The organism is Hydrogenophaga sp., from assembly GCF_035481345.1.
Classification (GTDB): domain Bacteria; phylum Pseudomonadota; class Gammaproteobacteria; order Burkholderiales; family Burkholderiaceae_C; genus Hydrogenophaga.
Genome location: NZ_DATIGV010000174.1, coordinates 1 through 22,617 on the forward strand (window position 1 = coordinate 1; position 22,617 = coordinate 22,617).

The 22,617-nt window shown below is 69.8% G+C and carries 28 protein-coding genes; 17 read left to right on the forward strand and 11 right to left on the reverse strand.

All coding sequences use genetic code 11. The features are described from left to right. On the reverse strand, nucleotides 1–371 hold a 371-nt coding region (locus tag VLG41_RS17550; protein ID WP_325350680.1), incomplete at its 3' end, for a YbfB/YjiJ family MFS transporter. A gap of 98 nt (nucleotides 372–469) precedes the next feature. Here VLG41_RS17550 and VLG41_RS17555 point away from each other — a divergent pair. After that, nucleotides 470–1,834, forward strand: coding sequence for an aspartate aminotransferase family protein (locus VLG41_RS17555; protein ID WP_325350681.1), 1,365 nt, complete (start codon nucleotides 470–472; stop codon nucleotides 1,832–1,834). Nucleotides 1,835–1,837: 3 nt separating this feature from the next. Here the strand turns inward: VLG41_RS17555 and VLG41_RS17560 are convergent, their stop codons facing one another. Further along, on the reverse strand, nucleotides 1,838–2,419 hold the full coding sequence (locus VLG41_RS17560; protein WP_325350682.1) for a hemerythrin domain-containing protein: 582 nt from the start codon (nucleotides 2,417–2,419) through the stop codon (nucleotides 1,838–1,840). A gap of 157 nt (nucleotides 2,420–2,576) precedes the next feature. On the opposite strand from VLG41_RS17560, the gene VLG41_RS17565 reads away from it, so the two are divergent. The 9 genes from VLG41_RS17565 (at nucleotide 2,577) to VLG41_RS17605 (ending at nucleotide 7,880) form a co-directional block, all read left to right on the forward strand. Then, complete coding sequence (locus VLG41_RS17565; RefSeq protein ID WP_325350683.1) at nucleotides 2,577–2,774, forward strand: heavy-metal-associated domain-containing protein; 198 nt, start codon at nucleotides 2,577–2,579, stop codon at nucleotides 2,772–2,774. Next, nucleotides 2,774–3,256: a Cu(I)-responsive transcriptional regulator gene (gene cueR, locus VLG41_RS17570; protein ID WP_325350684.1), complete on the forward strand. Its 483-nt coding sequence runs from the start codon at nucleotides 2,774–2,776 to the stop codon at nucleotides 3,254–3,256. Before VLG41_RS17565 ends, cueR begins: the two co-directional genes overlap by 1 nt. A gap of 45 nt (nucleotides 3,257–3,301) precedes the next feature. Continuing rightward, the gene (locus tag VLG41_RS17575; RefSeq protein WP_325350685.1) at nucleotides 3,302–3,916 is read left to right on the forward strand and encodes a Spy/CpxP family protein refolding chaperone; all 615 of its coding nucleotides are present in this window, start codon (nucleotides 3,302–3,304) and stop codon (nucleotides 3,914–3,916) included. A gap of 306 nt (nucleotides 3,917–4,222) precedes the next feature. Continuing rightward, a complete protein-coding gene (gene minC, locus VLG41_RS17580) occupies nucleotides 4,223–4,981 on the forward strand; it encodes a septum site-determining protein MinC (protein ID WP_325350686.1) in 759 nt (252 codons plus the stop codon). Between the two features lie 37 nt (nucleotides 4,982–5,018). After that, nucleotides 5,019–5,834, forward strand: coding sequence for a septum site-determining protein MinD (minD, locus tag VLG41_RS17585; RefSeq protein WP_325350687.1), 816 nt, complete (start codon nucleotides 5,019–5,021; stop codon nucleotides 5,832–5,834). Between the two features lie 3 nt (nucleotides 5,835–5,837). Continuing rightward, on the forward strand, nucleotides 5,838–6,098 hold the full coding sequence (minE, locus tag VLG41_RS17590; RefSeq protein ID WP_009515173.1) for a cell division topological specificity factor MinE: 261 nt from the start codon (nucleotides 5,838–5,840) through the stop codon (nucleotides 6,096–6,098). Between the two features lie 183 nt (nucleotides 6,099–6,281). Then, nucleotides 6,282–6,533, forward strand: coding sequence for a translation initiation factor IF-1 (infA, locus tag VLG41_RS17595; protein WP_035622498.1), 252 nt, complete (start codon nucleotides 6,282–6,284; stop codon nucleotides 6,531–6,533). A 127-nt stretch (nucleotides 6,534–6,660) separates the two neighbouring features. Further along, nucleotides 6,661–7,164 carry a hypothetical protein gene (locus VLG41_RS17600; protein WP_325350688.1) on the forward strand — a complete coding sequence of 168 codons (504 nt, stop codon included), beginning with the start codon at nucleotides 6,661–6,663 and terminating at the stop codon, nucleotides 7,162–7,164. Nucleotides 7,165–7,250: 86 nt separating this feature from the next. Next, nucleotides 7,251–7,880: a LysE family transporter gene (locus VLG41_RS17605; RefSeq protein WP_325350689.1), complete on the forward strand. Its 630-nt coding sequence runs from the start codon at nucleotides 7,251–7,253 to the stop codon at nucleotides 7,878–7,880. Nucleotides 7,881–7,923: 43 nt separating this feature from the next. On the opposite strand, the gene VLG41_RS17610 is transcribed toward VLG41_RS17605, so the two are convergent. Then, a complete protein-coding gene (locus VLG41_RS17610) occupies nucleotides 7,924–9,222 on the reverse strand; it encodes an NAD(P)/FAD-dependent oxidoreductase (RefSeq protein WP_325350690.1) in 1,299 nt (432 codons plus the stop codon). Between the two features lie 190 nt (nucleotides 9,223–9,412). Here VLG41_RS17610 and cadR point away from each other — a divergent pair, with 190 nt between their 5' ends. The 3 genes from cadR to VLG41_RS17625 all read left to right on the forward strand — a co-directional run bounded on the left by cadR (nucleotide 9,413) and on the right by VLG41_RS17625 (nucleotide 11,231). Then, entirely contained in the window at nucleotides 9,413–9,844 is a 432-nt protein-coding gene (cadR, locus tag VLG41_RS17615) for a Cd(II)/Pb(II)-responsive transcriptional regulator (RefSeq protein WP_325350691.1), read from the forward strand. Between the two features lie 37 nt (nucleotides 9,845–9,881). Further along, nucleotides 9,882–10,340, forward strand: coding sequence for an AAC(3)-I family aminoglycoside N-acetyltransferase (locus VLG41_RS17620; protein ID WP_325350692.1), 459 nt, complete (start codon nucleotides 9,882–9,884; stop codon nucleotides 10,338–10,340). A gap of 420 nt (nucleotides 10,341–10,760) precedes the next feature. After that, nucleotides 10,761–11,231, forward strand: coding sequence for a hypothetical protein (locus tag VLG41_RS17625; RefSeq protein WP_325350693.1), 471 nt, complete (start codon nucleotides 10,761–10,763; stop codon nucleotides 11,229–11,231). 47 nt (nucleotides 11,232–11,278) lie between these two features. On the opposite strand, the gene VLG41_RS17630 is transcribed toward VLG41_RS17625, so the two are convergent. From VLG41_RS17630 to VLG41_RS17660, 7 genes are read right to left on the reverse strand one after another with little or no spacing between them, the layout of a single operon-like run. Continuing rightward, nucleotides 11,279–11,839 carry a hypothetical protein gene (locus tag VLG41_RS17630; RefSeq protein ID WP_325350694.1) on the reverse strand — a complete coding sequence of 187 codons (561 nt, stop codon included), beginning with the start codon at nucleotides 11,837–11,839 and terminating at the stop codon, nucleotides 11,279–11,281. 36 nt (nucleotides 11,840–11,875) lie between these two features. Next, nucleotides 11,876–12,223 (reverse strand): Na+/H+ antiporter subunit G, encoded by a 348-nt coding sequence (locus VLG41_RS17635; protein ID WP_325350695.1) that lies wholly within the window; start codon nucleotides 12,221–12,223, stop codon nucleotides 11,876–11,878. Next, nucleotides 12,220–12,498: a K+/H+ antiporter subunit F gene (locus tag VLG41_RS17640; protein WP_325350696.1), complete on the reverse strand. Its 279-nt coding sequence runs from the start codon at nucleotides 12,496–12,498 to the stop codon at nucleotides 12,220–12,222. The genes VLG41_RS17635 and VLG41_RS17640 overlap by 4 nt, the downstream gene beginning before the upstream one ends. Next, a complete protein-coding gene (locus VLG41_RS17645) occupies nucleotides 12,495–12,983 on the reverse strand; it encodes a Na+/H+ antiporter subunit E (protein ID WP_325350697.1) in 489 nt (162 codons plus the stop codon). The genes VLG41_RS17640 and VLG41_RS17645 overlap by 4 nt, the downstream gene beginning before the upstream one ends. Continuing rightward, a complete protein-coding gene (locus VLG41_RS17650) occupies nucleotides 12,980–14,638 on the reverse strand; it encodes a monovalent cation/H+ antiporter subunit D (RefSeq protein WP_325350698.1) in 1,659 nt (552 codons plus the stop codon). The genes VLG41_RS17645 and VLG41_RS17650 overlap by 4 nt, the downstream gene beginning before the upstream one ends. Continuing rightward, nucleotides 14,638–14,982, reverse strand: coding sequence for a Na+/H+ antiporter subunit C (locus VLG41_RS17655; RefSeq protein ID WP_288252372.1), 345 nt, complete (start codon nucleotides 14,980–14,982; stop codon nucleotides 14,638–14,640). The genes VLG41_RS17650 and VLG41_RS17655 overlap by 1 nt, the downstream gene beginning before the upstream one ends. After that, nucleotides 14,982–17,972, reverse strand: coding sequence for a monovalent cation/H+ antiporter subunit A (locus tag VLG41_RS17660; RefSeq protein WP_325350699.1), 2,991 nt, complete (start codon nucleotides 17,970–17,972; stop codon nucleotides 14,982–14,984). Before VLG41_RS17660 ends, VLG41_RS17655 begins: the two co-directional genes overlap by 1 nt. Nucleotides 17,973–18,084: 112 nt before the next feature. On the opposite strand from VLG41_RS17660, the gene modA reads away from it, so the two are divergent. Genes modA through VLG41_RS17680 form a run of 4 tightly spaced genes read left to right on the forward strand, consistent with a single transcriptional unit; the run spans nucleotide 18,085 to nucleotide 21,114 of the window. Next, nucleotides 18,085–18,840 carry a molybdate ABC transporter substrate-binding protein gene (modA, locus tag VLG41_RS17665; RefSeq protein WP_325350700.1) on the forward strand — a complete coding sequence of 252 codons (756 nt, stop codon included), beginning with the start codon at nucleotides 18,085–18,087 and terminating at the stop codon, nucleotides 18,838–18,840. Nucleotides 18,841–18,861: 21 nt separating this feature from the next. Then, a complete protein-coding gene (gene modB / locus VLG41_RS17670; protein ID WP_325350701.1) occupies nucleotides 18,862–19,533 on the forward strand; it encodes a molybdate ABC transporter permease subunit in 672 nt (223 codons plus the stop codon). A 13-nt stretch (nucleotides 19,534–19,546) separates the two neighbouring features. Next, nucleotides 19,547–20,242: a sulfate/molybdate ABC transporter ATP-binding protein gene (locus tag VLG41_RS17675; RefSeq protein WP_325350702.1), complete on the forward strand. Its 696-nt coding sequence runs from the start codon at nucleotides 19,547–19,549 to the stop codon at nucleotides 20,240–20,242. 41 nt (nucleotides 20,243–20,283) lie between these two features. Then, a complete protein-coding gene (locus VLG41_RS17680; protein WP_325350703.1) occupies nucleotides 20,284–21,114 on the forward strand; it encodes a TOBE domain-containing protein in 831 nt (276 codons plus the stop codon). A 9-nt stretch (nucleotides 21,115–21,123) separates the two neighbouring features. Here the strand turns inward: VLG41_RS17680 and VLG41_RS17685 are convergent, their stop codons facing one another. Beyond that, the gene (locus VLG41_RS17685) at nucleotides 21,124–22,566 is read right to left on the reverse strand and encodes an NAD-dependent succinate-semialdehyde dehydrogenase (RefSeq protein WP_325350704.1); all 1,443 of its coding nucleotides are present in this window, start codon (nucleotides 22,564–22,566) and stop codon (nucleotides 21,124–21,126) included. Nucleotides 22,567–22,617: the final 51 nt, after the last annotated feature.

A 22,617-nucleotide genomic window follows, 5' to 3' on the forward strand; every position in this document is an offset into this window, starting at 1 on the left:
CCCGCGATGAACTGGAACGCGCTCAGCACACCCGCCAGCAGGCGCTGCGCGAGCAAGGCGCCCGGCTCCACCAGGAAGCCCGCCACACCCATCAACAGCGTGGCCAGCCAGCCACCCCACAGAAACAGCAGCGAAGGCCCCAGGCGGCGCATGAGCACCGGCGTCAACAGAGCGCCCAGCAGGTAGCCCACCGCGTTGACCGTGTTCATGGTGCCCGCCAGCGTGTAGCTCCAGCCCAGGTCGTCGCGCATGGGTGGCAACAGCAGGCCGTAGGCGAAGCGCGTCACACCCAGCGACACGGCCGCACCCAGCGAAAGGGCCAGGGCCAGGCGCATCAGCGGCAGCGGTGTCGGCGTGGGCATCGCCGGCATTGTGGACGCGGGCCCGCGCAGCCGCTGTCGCGCCGGTCCTTCCACCCCGCCACGCACTGGCCCTGTGCCGATCGGACCGCAGGCCGTAGAGTGGCCGCATGAACGCTTCGGCCCTCCCCCCCGAACGACTCGCGGCCTTGCGGCGCCGGGAATCGGAACGCTTCGTCGCCACCCATCCGCGTTCCATGGCCCAGGCCGAGTCCGCGCGCGCCCACTACCTCTTCGGCGTGCCCCTGCACTGGATGCGCGACTGGCCCGGCCCCGCCACGCTCGCGGTCGAACGCGCCCAGGGCGCGGCGCTGTTCTGCGCCGACGGCTTGCGCTACAGCGACTTCTGCTTAGGCGACACCGGCGCCATGTTCGGCCACAGCCCCGAGCCGCTGGCGCAAGCCATTGCGCAACAGGCCGAACGCGGCCTCACCTGCATGCTGCCGTCCACCCACGCCCTGGCCGTGGGCGAGGCCCTGCAGCGCGTGTTCGGCCTGCCCATCTGGCAATTGGCGCTGACGGCCAGCGACGCCAACCGCTTCCTGCTGCGCTGGGCGCGCGCCGCCACCGGCCGGCCCCAGGTGCTGGTGTTCGACGGCTGCTACCACGGCGCGGTGGACGACACCCTGGTGGACCTGGACGTGGCTTCGGGCACCACCGTGCGCCGCCCCTCCCTGCTGGGCCAGGTGCACAACCACCACGCCCACACGCGCGTGGTGCCGTTCAACGACCTGGCCGCGCTCGAAGCCGCACTCAGCCGCCACGACGTGGCCTGTCTGCTGGCCGAACCCGCGCTCACCAACTGCGGCCTGATCCCACCCAACACGGGCTACTGGCCCGTCGCGCGCGAGCTCTGCCGCCGCCACGGCGCGCTGTTCGTCATGGACGAGACCCACACCATCTCCACCGCGCTCGGCGGTTACGCCCGCGCCCACGGCCTCGAGCCCGACGCCATCGTGGTCGGCAAGGCCGTGGCCGGCGGCCTGCCCTGCGCGGTGTACGGCGTGACCACAGCGCTCGCGCAGCGCATGGTTCGCGCCAAGGAGGCCGCCCCCGAAGGCCACAGCGGCATCGGCACCACCTTGTCGGGCAACGCGCTGACCATGGCCGCGCTGGAAGCGGCGCTCACCCACCTGCACACCGAAGCGAACTACGCGCACATGCTGGCCATCGCCGCCTTGCTGCAGGACGGCCTGGTGAAGCGCCTGCGCGCCGCGGGCCGGCCCTGGACCGTGACGCGCCTGGGCGCCCGGCTGGAACTGCAATTCATGCCACGCACACCGCGCCATGCGCAGGACGTGCGCGCGCTCGCGCAAGGCGAACTCGAATCGCTGACCCACCTCTTCATGCTCAACCGCGGCGTGCTGCTCACGCCCTTCCACAACATGATGCTCGCCAGCCCCGCCACCACGCCCGCCGACGTGGAGCATCTGCTGGCGGCGTTCGACGAACTGCTCGCCGAACTCGCCGATTGAAGCTCAGCCCACGCCCACGGGCGACGGTGCCAGGCGCACGATGCGCGTGAACAAGCGGTCAAAGGCCGGGTCGCGCGAACCCTCGGGGCTCAAGGGGTCCACGTGCTGGGCGAAGGCCGCGTCCAGCGCGCGGCGATCGGCCTCGCCCAGGCATTGCTCGGCGGCGGGCAGCACCACCTGCTCCTCCAGCTTCATGTGGCCCAGGTAGAAGTTCACGTAGTCCTTCGCCTCATTCACGAAATCGCGGCGTCGAGGCTCACCCAGGTACTCCCAGGCCAGCAACAGGTGCATCAACTCGCGCACCCGGTTCTCGCCACCCAGGTGGTCCCTTTCCAGGCGCTGGATCGCCTCCATGGTCTGTGGCGCGGCGCGCGCCACGCGCGGAAACAGCAGGTCCGACTCCTTGGGGTGGTGCAGTCGCTCCGGAAACTCGCCGATGTAGAAAAGCATCGCGCGCAGCACGTCGAAAAAGCGCTCGGGACCGTCCGTCTCCGGACCTCGTTCGATCATCACGAGCATGGAACGCAGCATGGCCGACAGGCTCGCGTGTTCGTCGCGGATGGTGCTCAGGGCGTCGCGTTTCATGGCGTGTCTCCTCGGACTGGGGTCCACAGCTTCCCACTCGACGGCCGCTCGCGCCTTGACGCAGGTCAAGCCCAAGCACGCACCCCAAACCCGCACGCTTGACCTTGACACCATGTCAAGCTTGAGAATGCCTTCACCCCAACACAGGAGCCATTCCATGAACCAGACCTTCAACGTGCAGGGCATGACCTGCGGCCACTGCGAGCGCAGCGTCACCAACGCCATCAAGCAACTCGATCCTCAGGCCGAGGTGCGCATCGACCGGCCGCAGAACCGCGTCGACGTCGACAGCACCGCATCGCGCGAGAAGATCGCCGCGGCCATCCGCGAAGAAGGCTACACGGTCACGGCGTGATGGACGCCCACGCCACCATCTGGCCGGTCAACATCGGCCAGGCCGCGCAACTCAGCGGCATCTCGCCCAAGATGCTGCGCCACTACGAAGGCCTGGGCCTGCTCGGCGCGGTGCGGCGCACCGACAGCAACTACCGCCAGTACGCCGAAACCGACGTCCACACCCTGCGCTTCATCCGGCGCGCGCGCGACATGGGCTTCACGCTCGACGAGATCCGCGACCTGGTGAACCTCTGGCACAACCGCCGGCGCAGCAGCGACACCGTCAAGCGCATCGCACAGAAGCACATCGACGAACTGGCCGAACGCATCGCCGCGCTGGAGGCCATGCGCCGCACCCTGCAGGACCTGGTCGTCCGCTGCCCGGGCAATGACCGGCCCGACTGCCCCATCCTGGACGACCTCGGCGGCGGCACCGACACGGATCTTTACAAGAACCACACAGAGCCTGCCACTTTGCTGCACAGAGCCCGCGCACAGTGAGACCCACGCCACCAGCCGGTGGTCCCATTGTTCAAAGGAGTGCCCATGAAACCCTCGATCTTCAGCCGCCGCGCCTTCGCCGTGACCGCCGCCGCCACCGCCATCACGGCCCTGTCCTTCAGTGCCCTGGCCCAGAACGCCGGTGCGCCGGCCCAACCGGCACCCGCCGCCAGCGCCGCCCAGCCCCAGGTGCAGGCCCCGCGCCACGACCCGCAACGCCACGCGCAGCGCATGGAGCGGATGCAGCAGCGCATCGCCGAGCACCAGTCGCGCCTGAAGGACAGCCTGCAACTGCGCCCCGAGCAGGAAACGGCCTGGAACGACTTCATCGCGAAGACGAAACCCGCCGCACGCCCCGCCGGTGCTGAACGACTCAGCCGCGCCGATTGGGCCAAGCTCAGCACGCCCCAGCGCCTGGACCGCCTGGACGCCATGAAGGCCGAGCGCGACCGCCAGATGGCCCAGCGCCACGACGCGATCCGCCAGTTCTACGCGCAACTCACGCCCCCGCAGCAGAAGGCCTTCGACGCGCAGCGCGGCATGGGCATCGGTGGCATGCGGCACGTGGGCCACCACGGCCCCATGGAGCAGATGCACCGCATGGACCACGGCGCCAAGGGCTTCCATGGCCACGGCGAACCGCGCCAACCCCGTCTCTGACTTCTTCTTACTGAATCAATTACTTAAATTAGTTGTAGTAGATAAGGGGCGCCGTCCGCTGTGGACAAGCGCCCCTTGTCCTTTCGTGACAAGGATTTTTCGATCCTGACAAGTCTGTGTGAAGCACCCGCCCGAACGAGGAACACGATTGGGGACAAACCGCGGTTCGGGCCGCGGGCTGTGGACAAGTCATGGCTTGTCCCGGAATTACCCACAGCCTTGTTCCAAAGTCCGGTGACAGTTGCTCACCAAAGGCCGCGACACCCGCTGCTACACTGCGCGGCTTTCGCCCGCCCGCCTTTCGCAATGCCCGTGTCCCTCGGCGGCCAAGCGCCTGCCAGCTTCGACCTCAAGAGCGTTCACCTGCCGCTGCTGGCGCTGCTGCTCAAGTCGGGCGACCTCGATCTGCTGCGCCGCGAGTTCGGCCAGCGCTACGGCGACCAGCCCGACTTCTTCGACCACGACCCGCTGCTCATCGACCTGCAAGGCCTGGGTGACGAGGCCCTGCCCGATCTGCTGCAGCTGAGCGAGCTGCTTCGCGCCCACCGCCTGCGCCCCGTGGCCGTGAACGTGGCCGGCGAGGCGCAGCGCGCCGCGGCCCAGGCCGCCGGGCTGCCCCTGGCCGATGCGCCGCTGCTCACGCGCCAAGGCAAGGCGGCTGAGCCCGCCACCCCTGCGGCGGCACCCGTGGCCCCGCCGCCGCCGCCCGTGCCGGCGCCCGGCGCCCTGGTCATCGACAAGCCCCTGCGCTCAGGCCAGCAGGTCTACGCGCGCGGTGGCGACCTGGTGGTCATGGCCATGGTCAACCCCGGTGCCGAGGTCATCGCCGACGGCCACATCCACGTCTACGCGCCCTTGCGCGGCAAGGCCATGGCGGGTGCGCGCGGCAACGCGCAGGCGCGCATCTTTGCCCTGGCCATGGCGCCCGAACTCATCTCCATCGCCGGCGTCTACCGCACCAGCGAAGTGCCGCTGCCCGAATCCCTGCTGGGCAAGCCCGCCCAGGTGCGGCTGCACAGCAACGCCGAGGGCGACCGGCTCGTCATCGACGCCCTGCCCACCTGAACACCTGAACCTTCACACGCATTCACGGAGCCATTCCATGACCCGAATCGTCGTCGTCACCTCCGGCAAGGGAGGGGTGGGCAAGACCACCACCAGCGCGAGCTTTGCCACGGGCCTGGCCCTGCGCGGCCACAAGACCGCGGTCATCGACTTCGACGTCGGCCTGCGCAACCTCGACCTCATCATGGGCTGCGAGCGCCGCGTGGTGTACGACCTGATCAACGTCATCCAGGGCGAGGCCAACCTCAACCAGGCCCTCATCAAGGACAAGCAGGTCGAGAACCTGTTCATCCTGGCCGCCAGCCAGACGCGCGACAAGGACGCCCTCAACCAGGAAGGCGTCAAGCGCGTCCTCGACGACCTCAGCGGCATGGGCTTCGACTACATCGTCTGCGACTCGCCCGCCGGCATCGAGGCCGGTGCGCTCATGGCCATGCACTACGCCGACGAGGCCCTGGTGGTGACCAACCCCGAGGTCTCCAGCGTGCGCGACTCCGACCGCATCCTGGGCATGCTCTCCAGCAAGACGCGCCGCGCCATCGAAGGCAAGGACCCGATCAAGGAGCACCTGCTCATCACGCGCTACAACCCCATGCGCGTGGCCGACGGCCACATGCTCTCCCTGCAGGACATCCAGGACATCCTGCGCATCCCGCTCATCGGCGTCATCCCCGAGAGCGAGTCGGTGCTGACCGCGTCCAACCAGGGCACGCCGGCCATCCACCTCAAGGGCAGCGACGTGGCCGAGGCCTACGGCGACGTGATCGACCGTTTCCTGGGGCACGACAAACCCCTGCGCTTCATCGAGGCCGAAAAATCCGGCTTCTTCAAGCGCCTGTTCGGAGGGAAATGAGGCATGTCCCTGCTGTCCTTCCTGCTGGGTGAGAAGAAGAAGACCGCCTCCGTCGCCAAGGAGCGGCTTCAGATCATCCTGGCGCACGAGCGCTCGGGGCGCAGCGCCGCCGAGCCCGACTACCTGCCCTCGCTGCAGCGCGAGCTGGTGGCCGTGATCGGCAAGTACATCCGCATCAATCCGGACGACATCAAGGTCCAGCTCGAGCGGCAGGACAACCTCGACGTGCTCGAGGTCAAGATCGAACTTCCCGAGCGCCGCTGAGCCTCGACCGGTAAAATCCTTGGGTTTTGCGCGCGCCAACGCGCACCAGGCCCGGCCCCCCGCCCCGGGCCGATCGCCGGCCATCGCCCCTAGATGGCCTTTTTCACGCCCCCTGCCCCCGTGGCCGATCGCCGGTCGCGGGCACCGTATGCCGGGCGCGTGTTTATCTATCGAAAGGACCGCATGGCCAAGGAAGAACTGATCGACATGATGGGCATCGTCAACGAGGTGCTGCCCGACACGCGTTTTCGCGTCACCCTCGACAACGGGCACCAGCTCATTGCCTATTCCGCCGGCAAGATGAAGAAGAACCACATCCGCATCCTCGCGGGTGATCGCGTCTCGCTCGAACTTTCGCCTTACGACCTCACCAAGGGCCGCATCAACTTCCGCCACCTGGAAGGCCGCGGCCCCGCGACGCCGCGCCGCCGCTGAGCGCGCAAAGCGTCACGCCCCCGCCCCGATCGGGCCCCCGAGCCCGATCGGAGGCCTTCAGCGCACTGGGTCAACGGCCGAGAACATGGCCAGGGCTCCACCGGAGCCACCGTGTTCGAGGTGACCCATGTTCGTGCGCTCCCCCGGCTTTCGTTTCGTTTCGGCCCTGCTGGCCCTGAGCCTGCCCCTGGCGGCTCACGCAGCCCAGGACGATGCCGCCGCGCCGGCGACGGCCGCCAGCGCCCCCGAGATCTGGCTCAACGTGGGCGGCTTCTCCCGCCACTTCGACCGCAGCAACCGCTACAACGAGCGCAACTTCGGCTTCGGCATCGAATGGCGCACCTCCGAGCAGTTCGCCTTCATGGCCGGTGTCTACGACAACAGCCTGGGCAAGCACTCGCAGTACGCGGCGGTGAACTGGCAGCCCTGGAGCCTTGGCCCGGTCAAGCTCGGCGCGGCCATCGGCGTCATGAACGGCTACCCCTCGCTCAAGCGCGGCGGCACCTTCTTCGCCGCCCTGCCCATGGCCTCCATCGAAGGCCGGCGCTTCGGCATCAACCTGGGCCTCATTCCCTCCATGAAAAACGTGGACGGCGCGTTCATGCTGCAGTTCAAGCTGCGCGTGAACTGAACGCGCAGCGGGCGACCTGTGGTCGCGTGGGGTCGTGCGCGCAGCGCTAGCATCCTCAGCCCTGCTTCCCACGCCGATCGACCACCATGGAATTCGCCACCTGGCTTGCTTTCTTCGCCGCCTCCTGGGCCATCAGCATCTCGCCCGGCGCGGGCGCCGTGGCCGCCATGAGTGCGGGGCTCTCGCACGGTTTCCGCCGCGGCTACCTCACCACTCTCGGCCTCGTCCTGGGCATCTGGACGCAGATGCTGGTCGTTTCCGTGGGCCTGGGCGCCCTGGTCACGGCGTCCAGCACGGCCTTCCTCGTCGTCAAATGGGCGGGTGTGGCCTACCTGGTGTGGCTGGGCATCCAGCAATGGCGCGCGCCCGCGCGGCCCCTGGCCAACGGCGACGAAGCGGCCACCAGCCGCCGCCCGCGCGACCTCATCACGCGCGGCTGGATCATCAATGCCCTCAACCCCAAGGGCACGGTCTTCCTGCTCGCGGTGGTGCCGCAGTTCCTCGACCTCACCCAACCACTGGCGCCGCAGTACCTGGTGATCGGCCTGACGCTCGGCTTCACCGACCTGGTGGTGATGGCGGGCTACACCGCGCTGGCCGCGCGCCTGCTGCGCACGCTCAAGTCCACCGCGCACATCCGTACCCTCAACCGCGTGTTCGGCACGCTGTTCGTGGTCGCGGGCGGCCTGCTCGCGATGTTCAAGCGCAGCGCCTGACACGCGCGCTTGCCCGTCTGCACGCGGGCCCTGTGGCCGGCCCTCAGTGCAGCTTCACGAGTGGCGTGGCCCGCTTCACCAGGAACCGTGCCACCGCCAGCGTCGCCGTGCGCGCCGTGCCCAGCACGGCCTGGTGGTGCATCAGGTGCAGGCTCGTGTACATCACCCGCGCCAGCAGGCCTTGCACGAACCACTTCGAGCCGAACAGGTTGCCCATGAGGCTGCCCACCGAGCTTTGCGTGCCCAGCGACACCAGCGAGCCGTGGTCGCGGTACCGGTACGGCGCGTTGTCGAGCGCGCGGCCTTCGCTCAGGTCGCGCAGTCGCTTGGCCAGGTAGCTCGCCTGCTGGTGCGCCGCCTGCGCGCGTGGTGGCACCAGGCCGCCACCGGGCAGGGCGCAAGCCGCGCAGTCGCCCAGCGCGTGGATGGCGTCCCGCCCTTTCACGCGCAGGTTCGCCTCCACCTCCACCTGTCCTGAACGGGTCACCGGCAGGCCCAGCTCACCCAGCAGCGCCGGCGCCTTGATGCCCGCGGCCCACACCACCAGGTCGGCGGGGAAGCGTCGGCCCTCGGTGTCGGTCACCGCATCGGGCGTCACGCCGGCCACGCGGCAGCCGGTGACCACGTTCACCGCCCGTTCGCGCAGCAGCGCCGTGGCCGAGGCCGACACCCGCTCGGGCAGCGGCGCCAGGATGCGGTCCGCGCCTTCGATGAGCGTGAGCTGCACGTCGCGCAGGCCATCGAGCCGGCGAAAGCCGTAGCGCGTGTGCACCTGGCTGGCCTCGCGCAGCTCGGCCGCCAGTTCCACGCCCGTGGCGCCGCCGCCGATGATGACCACGCGCACGGCGGCCTCCGCGCCCGCGCTCTTGCGCAGCTCGGCCGCCGTCAGCAGCTTGAGCATGCGCTGGCGGAAGCGCTCGGCATCGGCCGGCTGGTTGAGCGACATGGTGTGCTCGGCCGCGCCGGGCACGTTGAAGTGGTTGGCCGTGCTGCCCAGCGCCAGCACCAGTTGTCCATACACCAGCGTGCGCTCGGGGATGAGCTGTTCGCCGTGTTCGTCGTGCACCGCGTCCACGGTGATCACGCGCTGATCGGCGTTCAGCCCCTTGAACGCGCCCAGGCAGAAAGTGAAGCGGTTGTCGTACGCCAGCATCTCGTACGACAGGCCCTCCTGGTGGATGTCCAGCGTGCCCGCCGCCACTTCGTGCAGCGAAGGCTTCCAGATATGGAAGAGCTGCCGGTCGACCAGGGTCACGCGTTCGGGGCCGAGCTTTCGGCCCAGCTTGCAGGCCAGTTCCAGGCCGCCAGCGCCGCCGCCGACGATCACGATGGGGTGGTTCATGCACGGTCCTTCAAGAAAGAATGGGGCTCGTGCGCATCATGCCAAAGCGCCCACGTCACTACCCCCGGCACGCTCGCGCGCCGTCAACGCAGCCGAACAGCGATCAGCGCCCGCGCCCCATTCGGGGACTTGAAGAAGTGCCAGTTGACCCTGAAGTGACTACAGTGTCAGCCACCCCTGGAGCCCGGCCATGCAGATCAAGGACCTCTCCCGCGCCACCGGCGTGGACATCGAAACCATCCGCTACTACGAGCGCCAGGGCCTGCTGCCCGAGCCCGCGCGGCGCGACAACGGCTACCGCGACTACGCCAGCGAACACCTGGAGCGCCTGGCCTTCATCCGCCACTGCCGCGCGTTGGACATGCCCCTGGCCGACGTGCAGCGACTGCTGGGCTTCCTGGACGACCCCGACACGCACTGCCACCACGTGGACGGCCTGGTGGACGAACAACTCGCGCGGGTGCGCGCCCGCCTCAAGAGCCTGCGCGCGCTGGAGAAGCAGCTGCTGCGCCTGCGCGAGCGCTGCCAGGATGGCCAGGACGGCTCGAGCTGCGGCATCCTGGACGAACTGGTGTCGGCCGCGCACGGCGAGGCCTGCGCCTGCCACCCCACCGCGGCCTGAGCGCGGCCTCAACCGACACGCAAGCCCATTCCCGCTCATGACAAGCCACATCGCCCTGCGCCGCCTGGGGCCCGACGATCACGCCCTGCTCTTGCGCCTGAACGCCATGTTCGCCGAGGCCTTTGGTGACGACGACACCTACCGCGGCGCCCCACCCGACGAGGCCTGGGCGCGCGAGGCCCTGGGCCGTGTCAACGTGATCGCACTTGCGGCGCTCGATGGCGAGGCCGTGCTCGGCGGCCTCGTGGCCTACGAGCTCGACAAGCTCGAACGCCGCCGCCGCGAGGTCTACCTGTACGACCTGGCGGTGGCCGAACCGCACCGCCGCCTGGGGATCGCCACGCGCCTCATCGACCAACTGCGGGCCATCGCCCGCGAGCGTGGCGCCTGGGTGGTCTATGTGCAGGCCGACTACGGCGACGAGCCCGCGATCGCGCTGTACACCAAGCTGGGCGTGCGCGAGGACGTCATGCACTTCGATCTGCCGCTGGACTGAATCGGCCGCTACGCGCCATTCGATCGGGTGGGCAGAAGAGGGGTCCTGGTGGTCGAGCGGACCGACGCATCGCCGTTCCGTCAGGATTGATCCGCGCCGCGTGACCACCCAATCGGCCCGCGCGCCGCAGCGTGCCTTCGTGTGCGGGGCCAGCGATCGTCAACCCACACACATCCCTTCTCAGGAACCCTATCCATGCAACGCACAGGCAGGTCTTCACCCACCCCCAACTTGTGGGGTCACTCCCAAGAAATGCCGGTCGTGCCGCCACGCGAGACCGACGTGAACAAGACGCCGTCACAGGCAAGCGAGGGATCGAACCAGGAAGGGGGCTCAACGCCCACAGGTGGCCCACCGGAGGCCCTGTCCTCAGCCGAACCGAAGAGCGCCCAGGTATACCCGTCTCAACACTTCGCTTCCATGAAGCTGTTCGAAAACGCCTTGCGCTGGCTGTGGGAAGACCGCTCCGTCGACAACGAACCCATCCGTTCGACGACCACTGCACTGATCGAAGAAGCCCGCGGCGAGGAAGCCGAGGCCGTGACGGCGCCGGGCGTCCTTGATGCGACGCGTGAGACCCCTCAGCAGGCGCCTGCATCGCCTGGCCTTGCCATCGAGGTGGTCAAACAGTATGGCGACGTGCCCGTCGAGGACCTCCGCAAGGCCTTTCTATCGCTGGTTGCCCATGCCCAGGAGGGCGTCATTCGTCAGTTCATCGTGTCGCCGCATGAACAGAACCCCGTCGCAGCGCTGCTGGAAACCTATGCCGCCGACACCCGCATTCCGGTGCAGCAGCGGCAGCTGTTTCTGCAGGACCTGCTCACCAGGTACCCCGAACAGGGCGCGTTGCTGAAAACCCTCGTCGAGCAGCTGCAAGCGCCGTCCATGTAGGCGGCGGGCCGGCCCGCCGGCGATTCCACCCGCGGGGCGGACGTTCTTCAGACCCGCGAACCCGTCGCCTGCTCGATCGCCTGCATCGCCGCCTTGAAGATGCGCTGGCGGTTCGCCAGCGGCACCTTGTGCTGCTCGTGCAGGTCGTTGAGCGCGATGGTCAGGTCCAGCATCAGGTTCTTTAGGGCCTTGCGGTCGAGCTCGTGGCCGATGCGGCCGTTGGGCAGGCGCACGCCCGGGCCCAGAGGCAGCAGGCACAGCAGCAGCACCGTCCACAGCTCAGGCACGGGCGCCAGGAAGTGCAGCCAGTACGGCCAGCGCTCGTGCAGGGCGCGCAACATGTCGCGGCACTCGGGGATGGTGTGCACCTGGCGCGGGTCGCGGTCCAGGCCGTTGAAGGCGAAGTACACGCCGGCGGTGAGCTGCTCCACCCGGATGGTGTTGTCCGACAGGTGCAGCAGGTCTTCCACGCAACGGGCCAGGCCCTCGCCGCTGGCGTCCGACAGGTTCAGCGTGAGCACCAGGCGGTGCAGCTCGGTGGGCAGGGCGTCCAGCCCCGAGCCCAGCGCCAGGCGCTGGGGGGTGTCGTCGGGGTGGTCGAGTGCCATGGGTCGCGATTCTGCGCTGAAGCGGGGTGCGGCTGTTCAGCGCCGTCCCGCCAATGGGGGAGGCAGCGGGTCGCCGGCCTGGCGGCGGCGGAACAGCGCCGCGCGCGCCAGCACGATGGTGGTGACCGGCGCGGTGATGGACAGCACGATGATGATCAGCCACACGTGCAGGGCCAGCACGCCCTCCTCCGAGTGCGAGGTGAAGTGAACGATGGAGGCGAAGGTGACGATCCAGGCGCCCAGCGTGGAGGCCAGCGCCGGCGCGTGCATGCGCGAGAAAAAGTCGGGCAGGCGCCACAGGCCCAGCGCGGCCACCAGCACCACCACGCCGCTGGCCAGCAGCAGCACGGCGACGAGGATCTCGGTCCAGGGAGGAAGCGTCATTCGATGACCTCCCCCCGCAGCAGGAACTTGGCCAGCGCCACCGAGCCGACAAAGCCGAACAGCACCATCAGCAGCGCGCCCTCGAAGTACATGTCGCTGTCGTAGCGGATGGCCAGCACCAGCATCACCAGCATGCCCACCACGTAGAGGAAGTCGACCGCCAGCACGCGGTCCTGCGCGCTGGGGCCGCGCAGCAGGCGCAGCAGGCCCAGGCCCATGGCCAACAGGTACATCACCATCGTGGTGGTGATCGCCAGCATCAGAAAGTCGCTCATCCGAATATCTCCTTCAGTGGCAGCTCGTAGTCGGCCTTGAAGTGGGCGATGAAGGCCGCTTCGTCCTCCAGGTCGAACACGTGCACCAGCAGCGTGCTGCAATCCGGCGCGAGCTCGCACCACACGGTGCCGGGCACGACGGCCGTGATCATGGACAGCGCGGCCAGCCCGTGCACGTTGCGCAGGTCCAGGGGCACGACCACGAAGCCGCCGCGCGGCAGGTTGCGGCGCGAGCGCGCCACGCCGACGGCGACGTCGATGGCCGAGCGCACGACGTCGCGGCCCACGCGCAGGATCAGGGGCACGAGCGCACCCGGTCGGCGCAAGGGTCCCGGCGTGGGACGCAGCGGCGCCATCAGCAGCGGCATCACCACGGCCACCAACAGGCCCAGCAGGATCTGCCCCGCGCTCATGCTGCGCGTGAGCAGCAGCCAGCCGCCGAAGATGCCCAGCGAGAGCCAGGGAGATGGAATGAAGCGCTTCATGGCGTGCCTCCCCGCACCGCGGGATGTGGCACGGTCATCGCGCCGCGCACCGCGTCGATGTAGCGCTGCGGCTCGTGCAGGGCGTCGGCCGTGGCGCGGGTATAGCCCAGCACGGTCTCGGCCTGGCTCACCATCAGCAGCGAGGCCAGCAGCAGCGCGGCGATGGGCAGGGTCTCGGCCACGCTCAGGCGCGGCGCGGGCCGGTCCTGCGTGGTCCAGAAATGGCGCATGCCCACGCGCATGAGCGAGATCGCGGCGAACAGGCCCGAGACGATCAACAGGGCGAACAGCAGCCACGCGGGCGCGCCGCGCACCTCGATCAGCGCGCCCAGCATGGCCAGCTTGCTGACGAAGCCCGAGAACGGCGGCAGGCCGGCGATGACCATGGCGCACAGGGTGAAGGCCACGCCCAGGAACGCCAGGGCCGCCGGAATGGCGCGGCCGATCAGCGCTTCCTCGTTGTCGTCGAGGTTGATGCCCTGCGGTGGCGCCGCGTCCAGGAAGGCCGGCAGGGCGTAGCGGCCATCGTCCAGGTCTTCGGGGCCCTCCTGCACCTCGCGGGCGCGCTCCAGCAGCTCCACCAGCAGGTACAGCGCGCAGCCCGCCAGCGTGGAGCTGGCCAGGTAGAACAGCGCGCCGCCGCTGAGTGCGGGTGCGTCGAAACCGATGGCGGCGATCAGCGTGCCGGAGGACGCGATGACGCTGTACCCCGCCAGGCGGTTGAGCTGTTGCGAGGCCAGCATGCCGATGGCGCCGAAGGCCAGCGTGGCCAGGCCGCCCCAGATCAGCGCCGTGCCGCCGAAGCCGGCCGAGCCGCCGGCCTCCGCCGGGAAGCACAGCGTCCACAGGCGCAGGATGGCGTAGACGCCCACCTTGGTGAGGATGGCGAACACCGCGGCCGCGGGCGCGCTGGCCGCGCCATAGGCGGGTGGCAGCCAGAAATTGAGCGGCCACAGCGCGGCCTTGGCCAGGAAGGCGATCGCCAGGATGGCCGCGCCCGCGTGCAGCAGGCCGCGGTCGCGCTCGGCCACCAGTTGCAGCTTGTCGGCGATGTCGGCCATGTTGAGCGTGCCCGTCACGCCGTACAGCAGCGCCACGCCGATGAGGAACAGCAGCGAGGCGAACAGGTTGATGGCGATGTAGTGCAGGCCGGCGCGCACGCGCGCGATGCCGCCGCCGTGCAGCAGCAGGCCGTAGCTGGCGGCCAGCAGCACCTCGAAGAACACGAAGAGGTTGAACAGGTCGCCCGTGAGGAAAGCGCCGTACAGGCCCATGAGCTGCAACTGGAACAGCACGTGGAAGTACACGCCCGCGTGCTGCCAGCGCGCCAGCGCATACAGCAGCGCGGCCAGGCCCACCGCGCCGGCCAGCACGGCCATGAAGGCGGCCAGCGGGTCGGCCACCAGCACGATGCCGTAGGGCACCGGCCAGTTGCCCGGCAGGTAGATGCCGAAGGCGGCGGTGCCGCCGGCCTGCACGCGCACCAGCAACAGGATGGCCAGCGCCAGGCCCAGCGCGGTGGACAAGGTATTGACCACCGCCTTGGTGCGGCGACGGCCCTCGCCCATCATGAGCATGAGCGCGGCCGTGCCCAGCGGCAGCAGCACGGGCGCCACCAGCAGGTGTTCGGTGGCGGGAAGGGAAGCGAAGGCCATCACGAGCGCTCCTCTTCCCCATCGACGTGGTCGCCGCCGGACAGCCCGCGCAGCGCCAGCAGCACCACCAGGAACAGCGCCGTGGTGGCGAAGCCGATGACGATGGCCGTGAGCACCAGCGACTGCGGCAGCGGGTCGGTGTAGTGCTGCAGGTCGGCCGGCAGGCCGGGGCGCACGATGGGTTCGGCGTCCACCGCCAGGCTGCCCACGCTGAAGATGAACAGGTTCACCGCGTACGACAGCATCGACAGGCCGATGAGCACCTGGAAGGTACGCGGCCGCAGCAGCAGCCAGACCCCCGCCCCGGTCATCACGCCAATGGCGATCGAGATGATCAGTTCCATCAAGCGTCTCCTTCCGCCAGAGGCGTTGGAGAGTCCGGGTCGAGCCGAGGGACACCGCCGGGCCGGCTTTGCCGGACGGAAGGTGTCGCCCCCTCGAAGGGAGATGCGCGCAGCGCGGCGGGGGTGGCCCGTTTCGCGCGCAGCGACTGGTGGGCGATCGCCGTGAGCAGCAGCAGCGTGGAGCCCACCACCACCGCGAACACGCCCAGGTCGAACAAGGCCGCGCTGGGGATGTGCACCTCACCCACCAGCGGCCAGGTCACGTGCGCCGTGTGCGTGGTGAGGAAGGGGTAGCCCAGCGCCAGCGAGCCCAGGCCCGTGGCCAGGGCCACCGCCAGGCCGACGGCGATCCAGCGCGGCGGCAGCAGGCGCATGCGGTCCTCCACCCAGCGCGTGCCGCTCACCATGTACTGCGCGATGAAGGCAATGGCCACCACCAGGCCGGCCACGAAGCCGCCGCCCGGCTCGTTGTGGCCGCGCATGAAGAGGTGGAAGGCGAACACGCCGGCCACCGGCAGCAGCAGGCGCACCAGCACGGCGGGCACTTCCAGGTAGCGCTGCGGCGTGTCGCCGTCCTCGCGCGTCACCAGGTCGCTCTCGATGTGCTGCGGCACCGCGCGCTGCTGCGCGGGCCGGTCGATCACCTCCTGCGGCGGACGGAAGCGCCGCAGCAGCGCGTAGACCGTGATGCCCACGATGCCCAGCACCGTGATCTCGCCCAGGGTGTCGAAGGCCCGGAAGTCCACCAGCATCACGTTGACGATGTTGGTGCCGCCGCCCTGAGGCAGGGCGTTCTCGATGAAGAAGGGCGAGATCGACAGCGGCGCGGTGCGCGTGAGCAGGGCGTAGGACAGCACCGCCAGGCCGGCGCCGATGAGCACCGCGACCAGCAGGTCGCGGCGGCGGCGCCAGAAGGTGCGCAGCGCGAAGCGCGGGTCGTCCTCCACCACCCGCTTGGGCATCCAGCGCAGGCCCAGCAGGAACAGCACGGTGGTCACCACCTCCACCGACAACTGGGTGAGCGCGAGGTCGGGCGCCGAGAACCAGGCGAAGGTGATGCACAGGGCCAGCCCGACCACGCTGAGCATGATGAGCGCCGCGAGCCGGTGGAACTTGGCCTGCCACGCGGCACCGATCGCACAGGCGCCCGCGACCACCCACAAGAGCACGAAGCCCGGCGAGGCCGGAATGCGCGGGCGGTCGCCCCAGCTCAGCGGCACCACCAGGGCCGCGCCCACGCCAGCCAGGCCAGCGATCGTCACCATGGCGAACAACTGCGGTTGCAGGCGCCGCGTGCCCAGCTGGCGCAGCAACCAGCGCGCCAGGGTGGTCAGCGCGACGAAGGCGCTGTCGAACGCGGCGCGCCCGTCCAGCCCCAGCAGGCCCGGCGCGCGCGTGCTGGCGCGCCGCTTGAGCCACTGGCCGAACAGCAGGTAGGCCACCAGGCCACCGGCGGTGGCGATCAGGCTCATCACCAGCGGCGTGTTGAAGCCATGCCAGACGGACAGGCTGTACTCGGGCAGGTCCCCGCCCACCACCGGCGTGGCGGCCATGGCCAGCAGCGGCCCGACCGACCAGGCCGGCAGCGTGCCCACCACGATGCAGGCCAGCACCAGCAGCTCCACCGGCACGCGCATCCAGTGCACGGGCTCGTGCGGCTGGCGCGGGCAGTCCGGCGGCGCGCCGAAGAACACGTCGTGCCCGAAGCGCAGCGAATACACCACCGCGAACACGCCGGCCAGCGTGGCCAGTGCGGGCAGGCCCACGCTGATGAACGGGTTGGCGCTGATGTACACCGTCTCGGCGAAGAACATTTCCTTGGACAGAAAGCCGTTGAGCAGCGGCACGCCGGCCATGGCCGCGCAGGCCACGATGGCCAGCGTGCCCGTGATGGGCATGGAGCGGAACAGGCCGTCGAGGCGGCGCATGTCGCGCGTGCCGGTCTCGTGGTCGATGATGCCCACCGACATGAACAGCGAGGCCTTGAAGGTCGCGTGGTTCATCATGTGGAAGACCGCCGCCACCGCCGCGAAGGGGCTGTTCAGGCCCAGCAGCAACGTGATCAGGCCCAGGTGGCTGATGGTGGAGTAGGCCAGCAGGCCCTTCAGGTCGTTCTGGAACATGGCCGCGTAGGCGCCCAGCAGCAGCGTGGCCAGGCCCGCGCCGCCGACGATCCAGAACCACTCCGGTGTGCCCGCCAGCGCCGGCCACAGCCGCGCCAGCAGGAACACGCCGGCCTTCACCATGGTGGCCGAATGCAGGTAGGCCGACACCGGCGTGGGCGCGGCCATGGCGTGCGGCAGCCAGAAGTGGAAGGGGAACTGCGCGCTCTTGGTGAGCGCGCCCAGCAGGATCAGCACCAGTGCGGGCGTGTACAGCGCGTGCTCGCGGATGCGGTCACCGGCCGCCAACACCACCTCCAGTTCCAGGCTGCCCACGGTGTGGCCCAGCAGCAGCACGCCCGCCAGCAGCGCCAGCCCGCCCGTGGCCGTGACGGTGAAGGCCATGCGCGCGCCGCGCCGCGCGTCCTTGCGGTGCGTCCAGTAGCCGATCAGCAGGAAGGAGAAGACGCTGGTGAGTTCCCAGAACACCACCAGCTGCACCAGATTGCCCGACAGCACCACGCCCAGCATGGCGCCCATGAAGCCCAGCAGCAGCGAATAGAAACGCGCCGCCGGGTCTTCGGGCGAGAGGTAGTAGCGCGCGTAGACGATGACCAGCAGGCCCATGGCGCTGACCAGCATGGCGAACATCCAGGCGAAACCGTCGATGCGCACGATGAGGTCGACGCCCAGGGCGGGCAGCCACGACCAGCGCTCGATCAGCACCGCGCCGTCGCGCACCTCGGGGTAGATGAAGCCGAGGGGAATCGCCACCGCCAGGGCCACCAGCGCGGCCCACAGCGATTCGAGGTTGCGCGCGTTCGTCGGCAGCAGCGCCGCGACCGCACAGCCCACGAATGGGAATAACAGCAACAAAAACAAGGACATGGCCCGAGTCTAGGGCCAGAGCCCGGGCTTGCAGCGTTGTCCCTTGGCCAGGCGCCGCAGGACCATGCGCTATATTTCTCCGTATATAGCGATGCTTGCGACGAGCCACCGCATGAAAAATTCCTTGATCCGCGCCCTGAGCTTCACCTTCGCCGCCGGCCTGTCCCTCGCCGCCCCGGCGGCCGAGCTCACCGTCTCCGCCGCCGCCAGCCTCACCAACGCCTTCAAGGACATCGCGCCGCTGTTCGAGGCCGCCCACCCCGGCACCCAGGTGCGGCTCAACTTCGCGGCCTCGGGCGTGCTGCTGCAGCAGATCGCCAAGGGCGCGCCGGTCGACGTGTTCGCCAGCGCCGACCAGGAGACCATGGACCAGGCGCAGGCACAGAACCTCGTCCAGCCCGCGCAGCGCCGCAACTTCGTCTCCAACCGCCTGGTGGTCATCGTGCCCATGGCCAGCGCCCACGTGCCCGGGGCGGTGGCTGACCTGACCCGACCCGCCTACGGTCGAATCGCCATCGGCCTGCCCGCCAGCGTGCCCGTGGGCCGCTACACCAAGGCCGTGCTCGAAGGCGCCGGCTTGTGGAGCGCGATCGAGCCGAAGATGGTGGGCGCCACCAACGTGCGACAGGCGCTGGACTACGTGCAGCGCGGCGAGGTCGATGCCGGCTTCGTCTACGCCACCGACGCCGCGTTGATGGCCGGCAAGGTGAAGCTGGCGCTCACCGTGCCCACGCCCAGGCCCATCCTCTATCCCGTGGCGCCGCTGGCAGGCGGCCCGAACGCCGCCCTGGGCGAGACGTTCGTCGAGTTCCTGTTCACACCGCCCGCGCAGGCGGTGCTGTCGAAGCACGGCTTCGGCAAGCCCTGAACGCGCACGACGAGTCCCTTCATGGCCGACGCCTGGATCCCGCTCGCCCTCACCCTGAAGGTGGCCGGATGGGCCACCGCGCTCAACCTGTTCCTGGGCACGGCGGTGGGCTACGCCCTGGCGCGCGGGCGCTTTCCGGGCCGCAACCTGCTCGACGCCCTGCTCACCCTGCCCCTGGTGATGCCACCCACGGTGCTGGGCTACTACCTGCTGGTGCTCATCGGCAGCCAGGGCGTATTGGGCGCCTGGCTGCTGCAGCACTTCGGCATCCGCCTCATCTTCACGGTGGAGGCGGCCATCATCGCGGCCACCATCGTGTCCTTCCCGCTGGTGTTCAAGGCCGCGCGCGCCGCCTTCGAAACGGTGGACCCGCAGTTCGAGGACGCGGCGCGCACCCTGGGCCTGCGGGAGTGGCCGGTCTTCTGGCGCGTGAGCTTGCCGCTGGCCTGGCGCGGCATCCTCGCGGGGCTGCTGCTGGCCTTCGCGCGCGCGCTGGGCGAGTTCGGCGCCACGCTGATGGTGGCCGGCAGCATCGCCGGCAAGACACAGACGCTGTCCATCGCCGTCTACGAGGCCGTGCAGGCGGGGCAGGACGACACGGCCAACTTCCTGGTCGTCGTCACCTCGATCGTCTGCGTGGCGGTGCTGCTGGGTGCCGGGCGGCTGGTGCCTGGCCGGGTGGCGGCGCGTTGAACGGGGCAAGGCCATGACCGTGGTCTGGGACATCGCCTTGCGCAAGGCCCTGAGACAGGGCGACGCGCGCTTCGACATCGACGTGGGCTTCCAGTCGGGCGCGCAGCGCGTGGTGCTGTACGGTCCCTCGGGCGCGGGCAAGACGCTGACGCTCAAGATGATCGCGGGCCTGCTGGCGCCCGACCAGGGCCGCATCGCCGTGGCCGGCCGCGTGCTGCTCGACAGCGCGCGCGGCCTGCGCAGCACCGCGCAGCAGCGACACCTCGCGTACATGTTCCAGGACTACGCGCTGTTCCCGCACCTCACCGTGCGGCAGAACGTGGCCTTCGCGGTGCGCCAGGGCCTGCGCAACCCGTCGAAAGACGAGGCGAACGCCGACGTGGACCGCTGGCTCGCCAGCTTCGGCCTGAACGCCGTGGCCGGCCTCCACCCGCACCAGATATCGGGTGGCCAGCGCCAGCGCACGGCGCTGGCCCGCGCGCTCGTGTCGCGGCCCACGGCGCTGTTGCTGGACGAACCTTTCGCCGCCCTGGACAAGGGCTTGCGTCAGCGCCTGCGCGATGAACTCAAGGACCTGCAGACCGAGCTGCAACTGCCCATGCTGCTGATCACGCACGACGACGAGGACGTGCGGCGCCTCGCCGAGGACGTGGTCTGCCTGGACGCGGGCCGCGTGGTGCATGGCGCCGATGCCATGCGGGGCGATTGATATCCTCGCCCGCCGACGGGATGGCAACAGGAGCAGCCGCGATGGCGACGACGACCAGGAAGCGCAAGGGCAAGAACCACCTGGAGGTGCACGGCGCGCTCTGGCTGTCGGCCGGGGGCGAACGCCTCGCCGGCCATGGCCGCATCGAACTGCTGCGCGCCGTGGCCGAGCACGGCTCCATCACGCAGGCCGCCAAGGCCTTCGGCATGAGCTACAAGGCCGCCTGGGACGCCATCGACGCCATGAACCAGCGCGCCAGCGCGCCGGTGGTCGAGCGGGTCATCGGCGGCAAGGGCGGCGGCGCCACGCGGGTCACCGCCTATGGCCAGCGCCTGATCGAACGCTACGAACAGGTCAACACCGTGCACCAGCGCTTCCTGCGGCTGGTCGAACAGGACGCCATGGACCTGGACCAGGCGTTCTCACTGCTGAAGGTGCTCAACATGAAAACCAGCGCGCGCAACCAGTGGGTGGGCACCGTCACGGCCGTGCGCGCCGGCGCGGTGAACGACGACATCGAGCTGGCGCTGCCCGGCGGGCAGCGCCTGGCCGCCACCGTCACGCGCGGCAGCACCGCGTCGCTGGCGCTGCGCGAGCAGATGGCGGTGATCGTGCTGATCAAGTCATCGGCCGTGATGCTGGCGGTGGACCTGGCCGGCGCGCGCATTTCCGCGCGTAACCGCATCGCCGGCCGCGTGGCGTCGGTCACGCCCGGGGCGGTGAACGCCGAGGTGGTGCTTCGCGGCGACGGCGGCGTCGAGGTGGTGGCCGTGGTGCCGCAGGGCGCGGTGGCCGAGCTGGGCCTGGCGCCCGGCGCCGAGGCCACGGCCTTGATCAAGGCCTCGGACGTGGTGCTGGCCGTGGTGAGCTGAGCCCGCCGTTCAGACCCCCACCACCGACACCGCCTTGGTGTTGAGGTAGGCCTCCATCGCCTCCGGGCCACCCTCGGTGCCGTAGCCCGAGTCCTTGATGCCGCCAAAGGGCAGCTCGGCCGAGGGCGTGGCCGGCTGGTTGATCCACACCATGCCGGCCTCCACGCGGTTGGCCAGCAGCTGCACGTTCTTGAACGAGCGCGTGAAGGCGTAGGCCGCCAGGCCGTACGGCAGGCGGTTGGCCTCGGCGATCGCCTCTTCCAGCCGGTCGAAGGCGCGGATGCCCGCGATCGGGCCGAAGGGCTCGTTGTTGAAGAGGTCGGCCTCCAGCGGCACCGAGCGGATGATGGTGGGCGCGAAGAAATTGCCCGCCTCGCCCACGCGCTCGCCGCCCGTGAGGATCTCGGCGCCGTGCTCGGCCGCGTCCTTCACCACCTGGGCCATGGCCGTCACGCGGCGCGCATTGGCCAGCGGGCCCAGCGTGGTGCCCTCGGCCAGGCCGTCGCCCAGCTTCAGGCCCTGCGCGTGCTGCGTCAGCGCGCGCGAGAAGTCCTCCACCAGGCTGCTGTGCACCAGGAAGCGCGTGGGCGAGATGCAGACCTGCCCCGCGTTGCGGAATTTGGCCGCGCCCGCGGCCTTCACGGCCAGGGCCACGTCGGCGTCCTCGGCCACGATCACCGGGGCGTGGCCGCCCAGCTCCATGGTCACGCGCTTCATGTGGCGCCCGGCCAGGGCCGCGAGCTGCTTGCCCACGGCGGTGGAGCCGGTGAAGGTGACCTTGCGGATCACGGGGTGCGGGATCAGGTGGCCGGAGATCTCGGCCGGGTCGCCGAACACCAGGCCCACCACGCCAGCGGGCACACCGGCATCGACGAAGCAGCGCATCAGCGCGGCCGGCGCGGCCGGGGTTTCCTCGGGCGCCTTGCACAGGAAGGAGCAGCCGGTGGCCAGGGCCGCGCCCATCTTGCGCACGATCTGGTTGACCGGGAAGTTCCAGGGCGTGAAGGCCGCCACCGGGCCCACGGGCTCCTTGATGACCATCTGCTGCGCGGCCAGGTTGCGGCCCGGCACCAGGCGGCCGTAGACGCGGCGGCCCTCCTCGGCGAACCAGTCGAGGATGTCCGCGCCCGCGAGGATCTCGCCCTTGGCCTCGGCCAGGGGCTTGCCCTGCTCCTGCGTCAGCAGGCGCGCGATGTCGCCGGCGCGTTCGCGCAGCAGCGCGGTGGCGCGGCGCATCAGGGCCGCGCGCTCGTAGACCGAGGTGTCGCGCCAAGTCTCGAAGCCCTTCTGCGCCGCCGCCAGCGCGCGCTCCAGGTCGTCGATGCCGGCGTGCGCCACCGTGCCGATGACCTGGCCCGTGGCCGGGTTGCGCACGGCTATGGTCTTGCCGCTGGCGGCGTCGACCCACTGATTGGCGATGAGGAGCTGGGTGCTGGGGTAGGTGGTGGTCATGGGCGTGGTGCTGAAGCGGGTGTCCGGGGCCGGCCAAATCGGGCCGCAACG

Coding starts and splice junctions, on each gene's coding strand:
- VLG41_RS17555 (WP_325350681.1), top strand. CDS start 470: ATGAACGCTTCGGCCCTCCCCCCCGAACGACTCGCGGCCTTGCGGCGC.
- VLG41_RS17560 (WP_325350682.1), bottom strand. CDS start 2,419: ATGAAACGCGACGCCCTGAGCACCATCCGCGACGAACACGCGAGCCTG.
- VLG41_RS17565 (WP_325350683.1), top strand. CDS start 2,577: ATGAACCAGACCTTCAACGTGCAGGGCATGACCTGCGGCCACTGCGAG.
- cueR (WP_325350684.1), top strand. CDS start 2,774: ATGGACGCCCACGCCACCATCTGGCCGGTCAACATCGGCCAGGCCGCG.
- VLG41_RS17575 (WP_325350685.1), top strand. CDS start 3,302: ATGAAACCCTCGATCTTCAGCCGCCGCGCCTTCGCCGTGACCGCCGCC.
- minC (WP_325350686.1), top strand. CDS start 4,223: ATGCCCGTGTCCCTCGGCGGCCAAGCGCCTGCCAGCTTCGACCTCAAG.
- minD (WP_325350687.1), top strand. CDS start 5,019: ATGACCCGAATCGTCGTCGTCACCTCCGGCAAGGGAGGGGTGGGCAAG.
- minE (WP_009515173.1), top strand. CDS start 5,838: ATGTCCCTGCTGTCCTTCCTGCTGGGTGAGAAGAAGAAGACCGCCTCC.
- infA (WP_035622498.1), top strand. CDS start 6,282: ATGGCCAAGGAAGAACTGATCGACATGATGGGCATCGTCAACGAGGTG.
- VLG41_RS17600 (WP_325350688.1), top strand. CDS start 6,661: ATGTTCGTGCGCTCCCCCGGCTTTCGTTTCGTTTCGGCCCTGCTGGCC.
- VLG41_RS17605 (WP_325350689.1), top strand. CDS start 7,251: ATGGAATTCGCCACCTGGCTTGCTTTCTTCGCCGCCTCCTGGGCCATC.
- VLG41_RS17610 (WP_325350690.1), bottom strand. CDS start 9,222: ATGAACCACCCCATCGTGATCGTCGGCGGCGGCGCTGGCGGCCTGGAA.
- cadR (WP_325350691.1), top strand. CDS start 9,413: ATGCAGATCAAGGACCTCTCCCGCGCCACCGGCGTGGACATCGAAACC.
- VLG41_RS17620 (WP_325350692.1), top strand. CDS start 9,882: ATGACAAGCCACATCGCCCTGCGCCGCCTGGGGCCCGACGATCACGCC.
- VLG41_RS17625 (WP_325350693.1), top strand. CDS start 10,761: ATGAAGCTGTTCGAAAACGCCTTGCGCTGGCTGTGGGAAGACCGCTCC.
- VLG41_RS17630 (WP_325350694.1), bottom strand. CDS start 11,839: ATGGCACTCGACCACCCCGACGACACCCCCCAGCGCCTGGCGCTGGGC.
- VLG41_RS17635 (WP_325350695.1), bottom strand. CDS start 12,223: ATGACGCTTCCTCCCTGGACCGAGATCCTCGTCGCCGTGCTGCTGCTG.
- VLG41_RS17640 (WP_325350696.1), bottom strand. CDS start 12,498: ATGAGCGACTTTCTGATGCTGGCGATCACCACCACGATGGTGATGTAC.
- VLG41_RS17645 (WP_325350697.1), bottom strand. CDS start 12,983: ATGAAGCGCTTCATTCCATCTCCCTGGCTCTCGCTGGGCATCTTCGGC.
- VLG41_RS17650 (WP_325350698.1), bottom strand. CDS start 14,638: ATGGCCTTCGCTTCCCTTCCCGCCACCGAACACCTGCTGGTGGCGCCC.
- VLG41_RS17655 (WP_288252372.1), bottom strand. CDS start 14,982: ATGGAACTGATCATCTCGATCGCCATTGGCGTGATGACCGGGGCGGGG.
- VLG41_RS17660 (WP_325350699.1), bottom strand. CDS start 17,972: ATGTCCTTGTTTTTGTTGCTGTTATTCCCATTCGTGGGCTGTGCGGTC.
- modA (WP_325350700.1), top strand. CDS start 18,085: ATGAAAAATTCCTTGATCCGCGCCCTGAGCTTCACCTTCGCCGCCGGC.
- modB (WP_325350701.1), top strand. CDS start 18,862: ATGGCCGACGCCTGGATCCCGCTCGCCCTCACCCTGAAGGTGGCCGGA.
- VLG41_RS17675 (WP_325350702.1), top strand. CDS start 19,547: ATGACCGTGGTCTGGGACATCGCCTTGCGCAAGGCCCTGAGACAGGGC.
- VLG41_RS17680 (WP_325350703.1), top strand. CDS start 20,284: ATGGCGACGACGACCAGGAAGCGCAAGGGCAAGAACCACCTGGAGGTG.
- VLG41_RS17685 (WP_325350704.1), bottom strand. CDS start 22,566: ATGACCACCACCTACCCCAGCACCCAGCTCCTCATCGCCAATCAGTGG.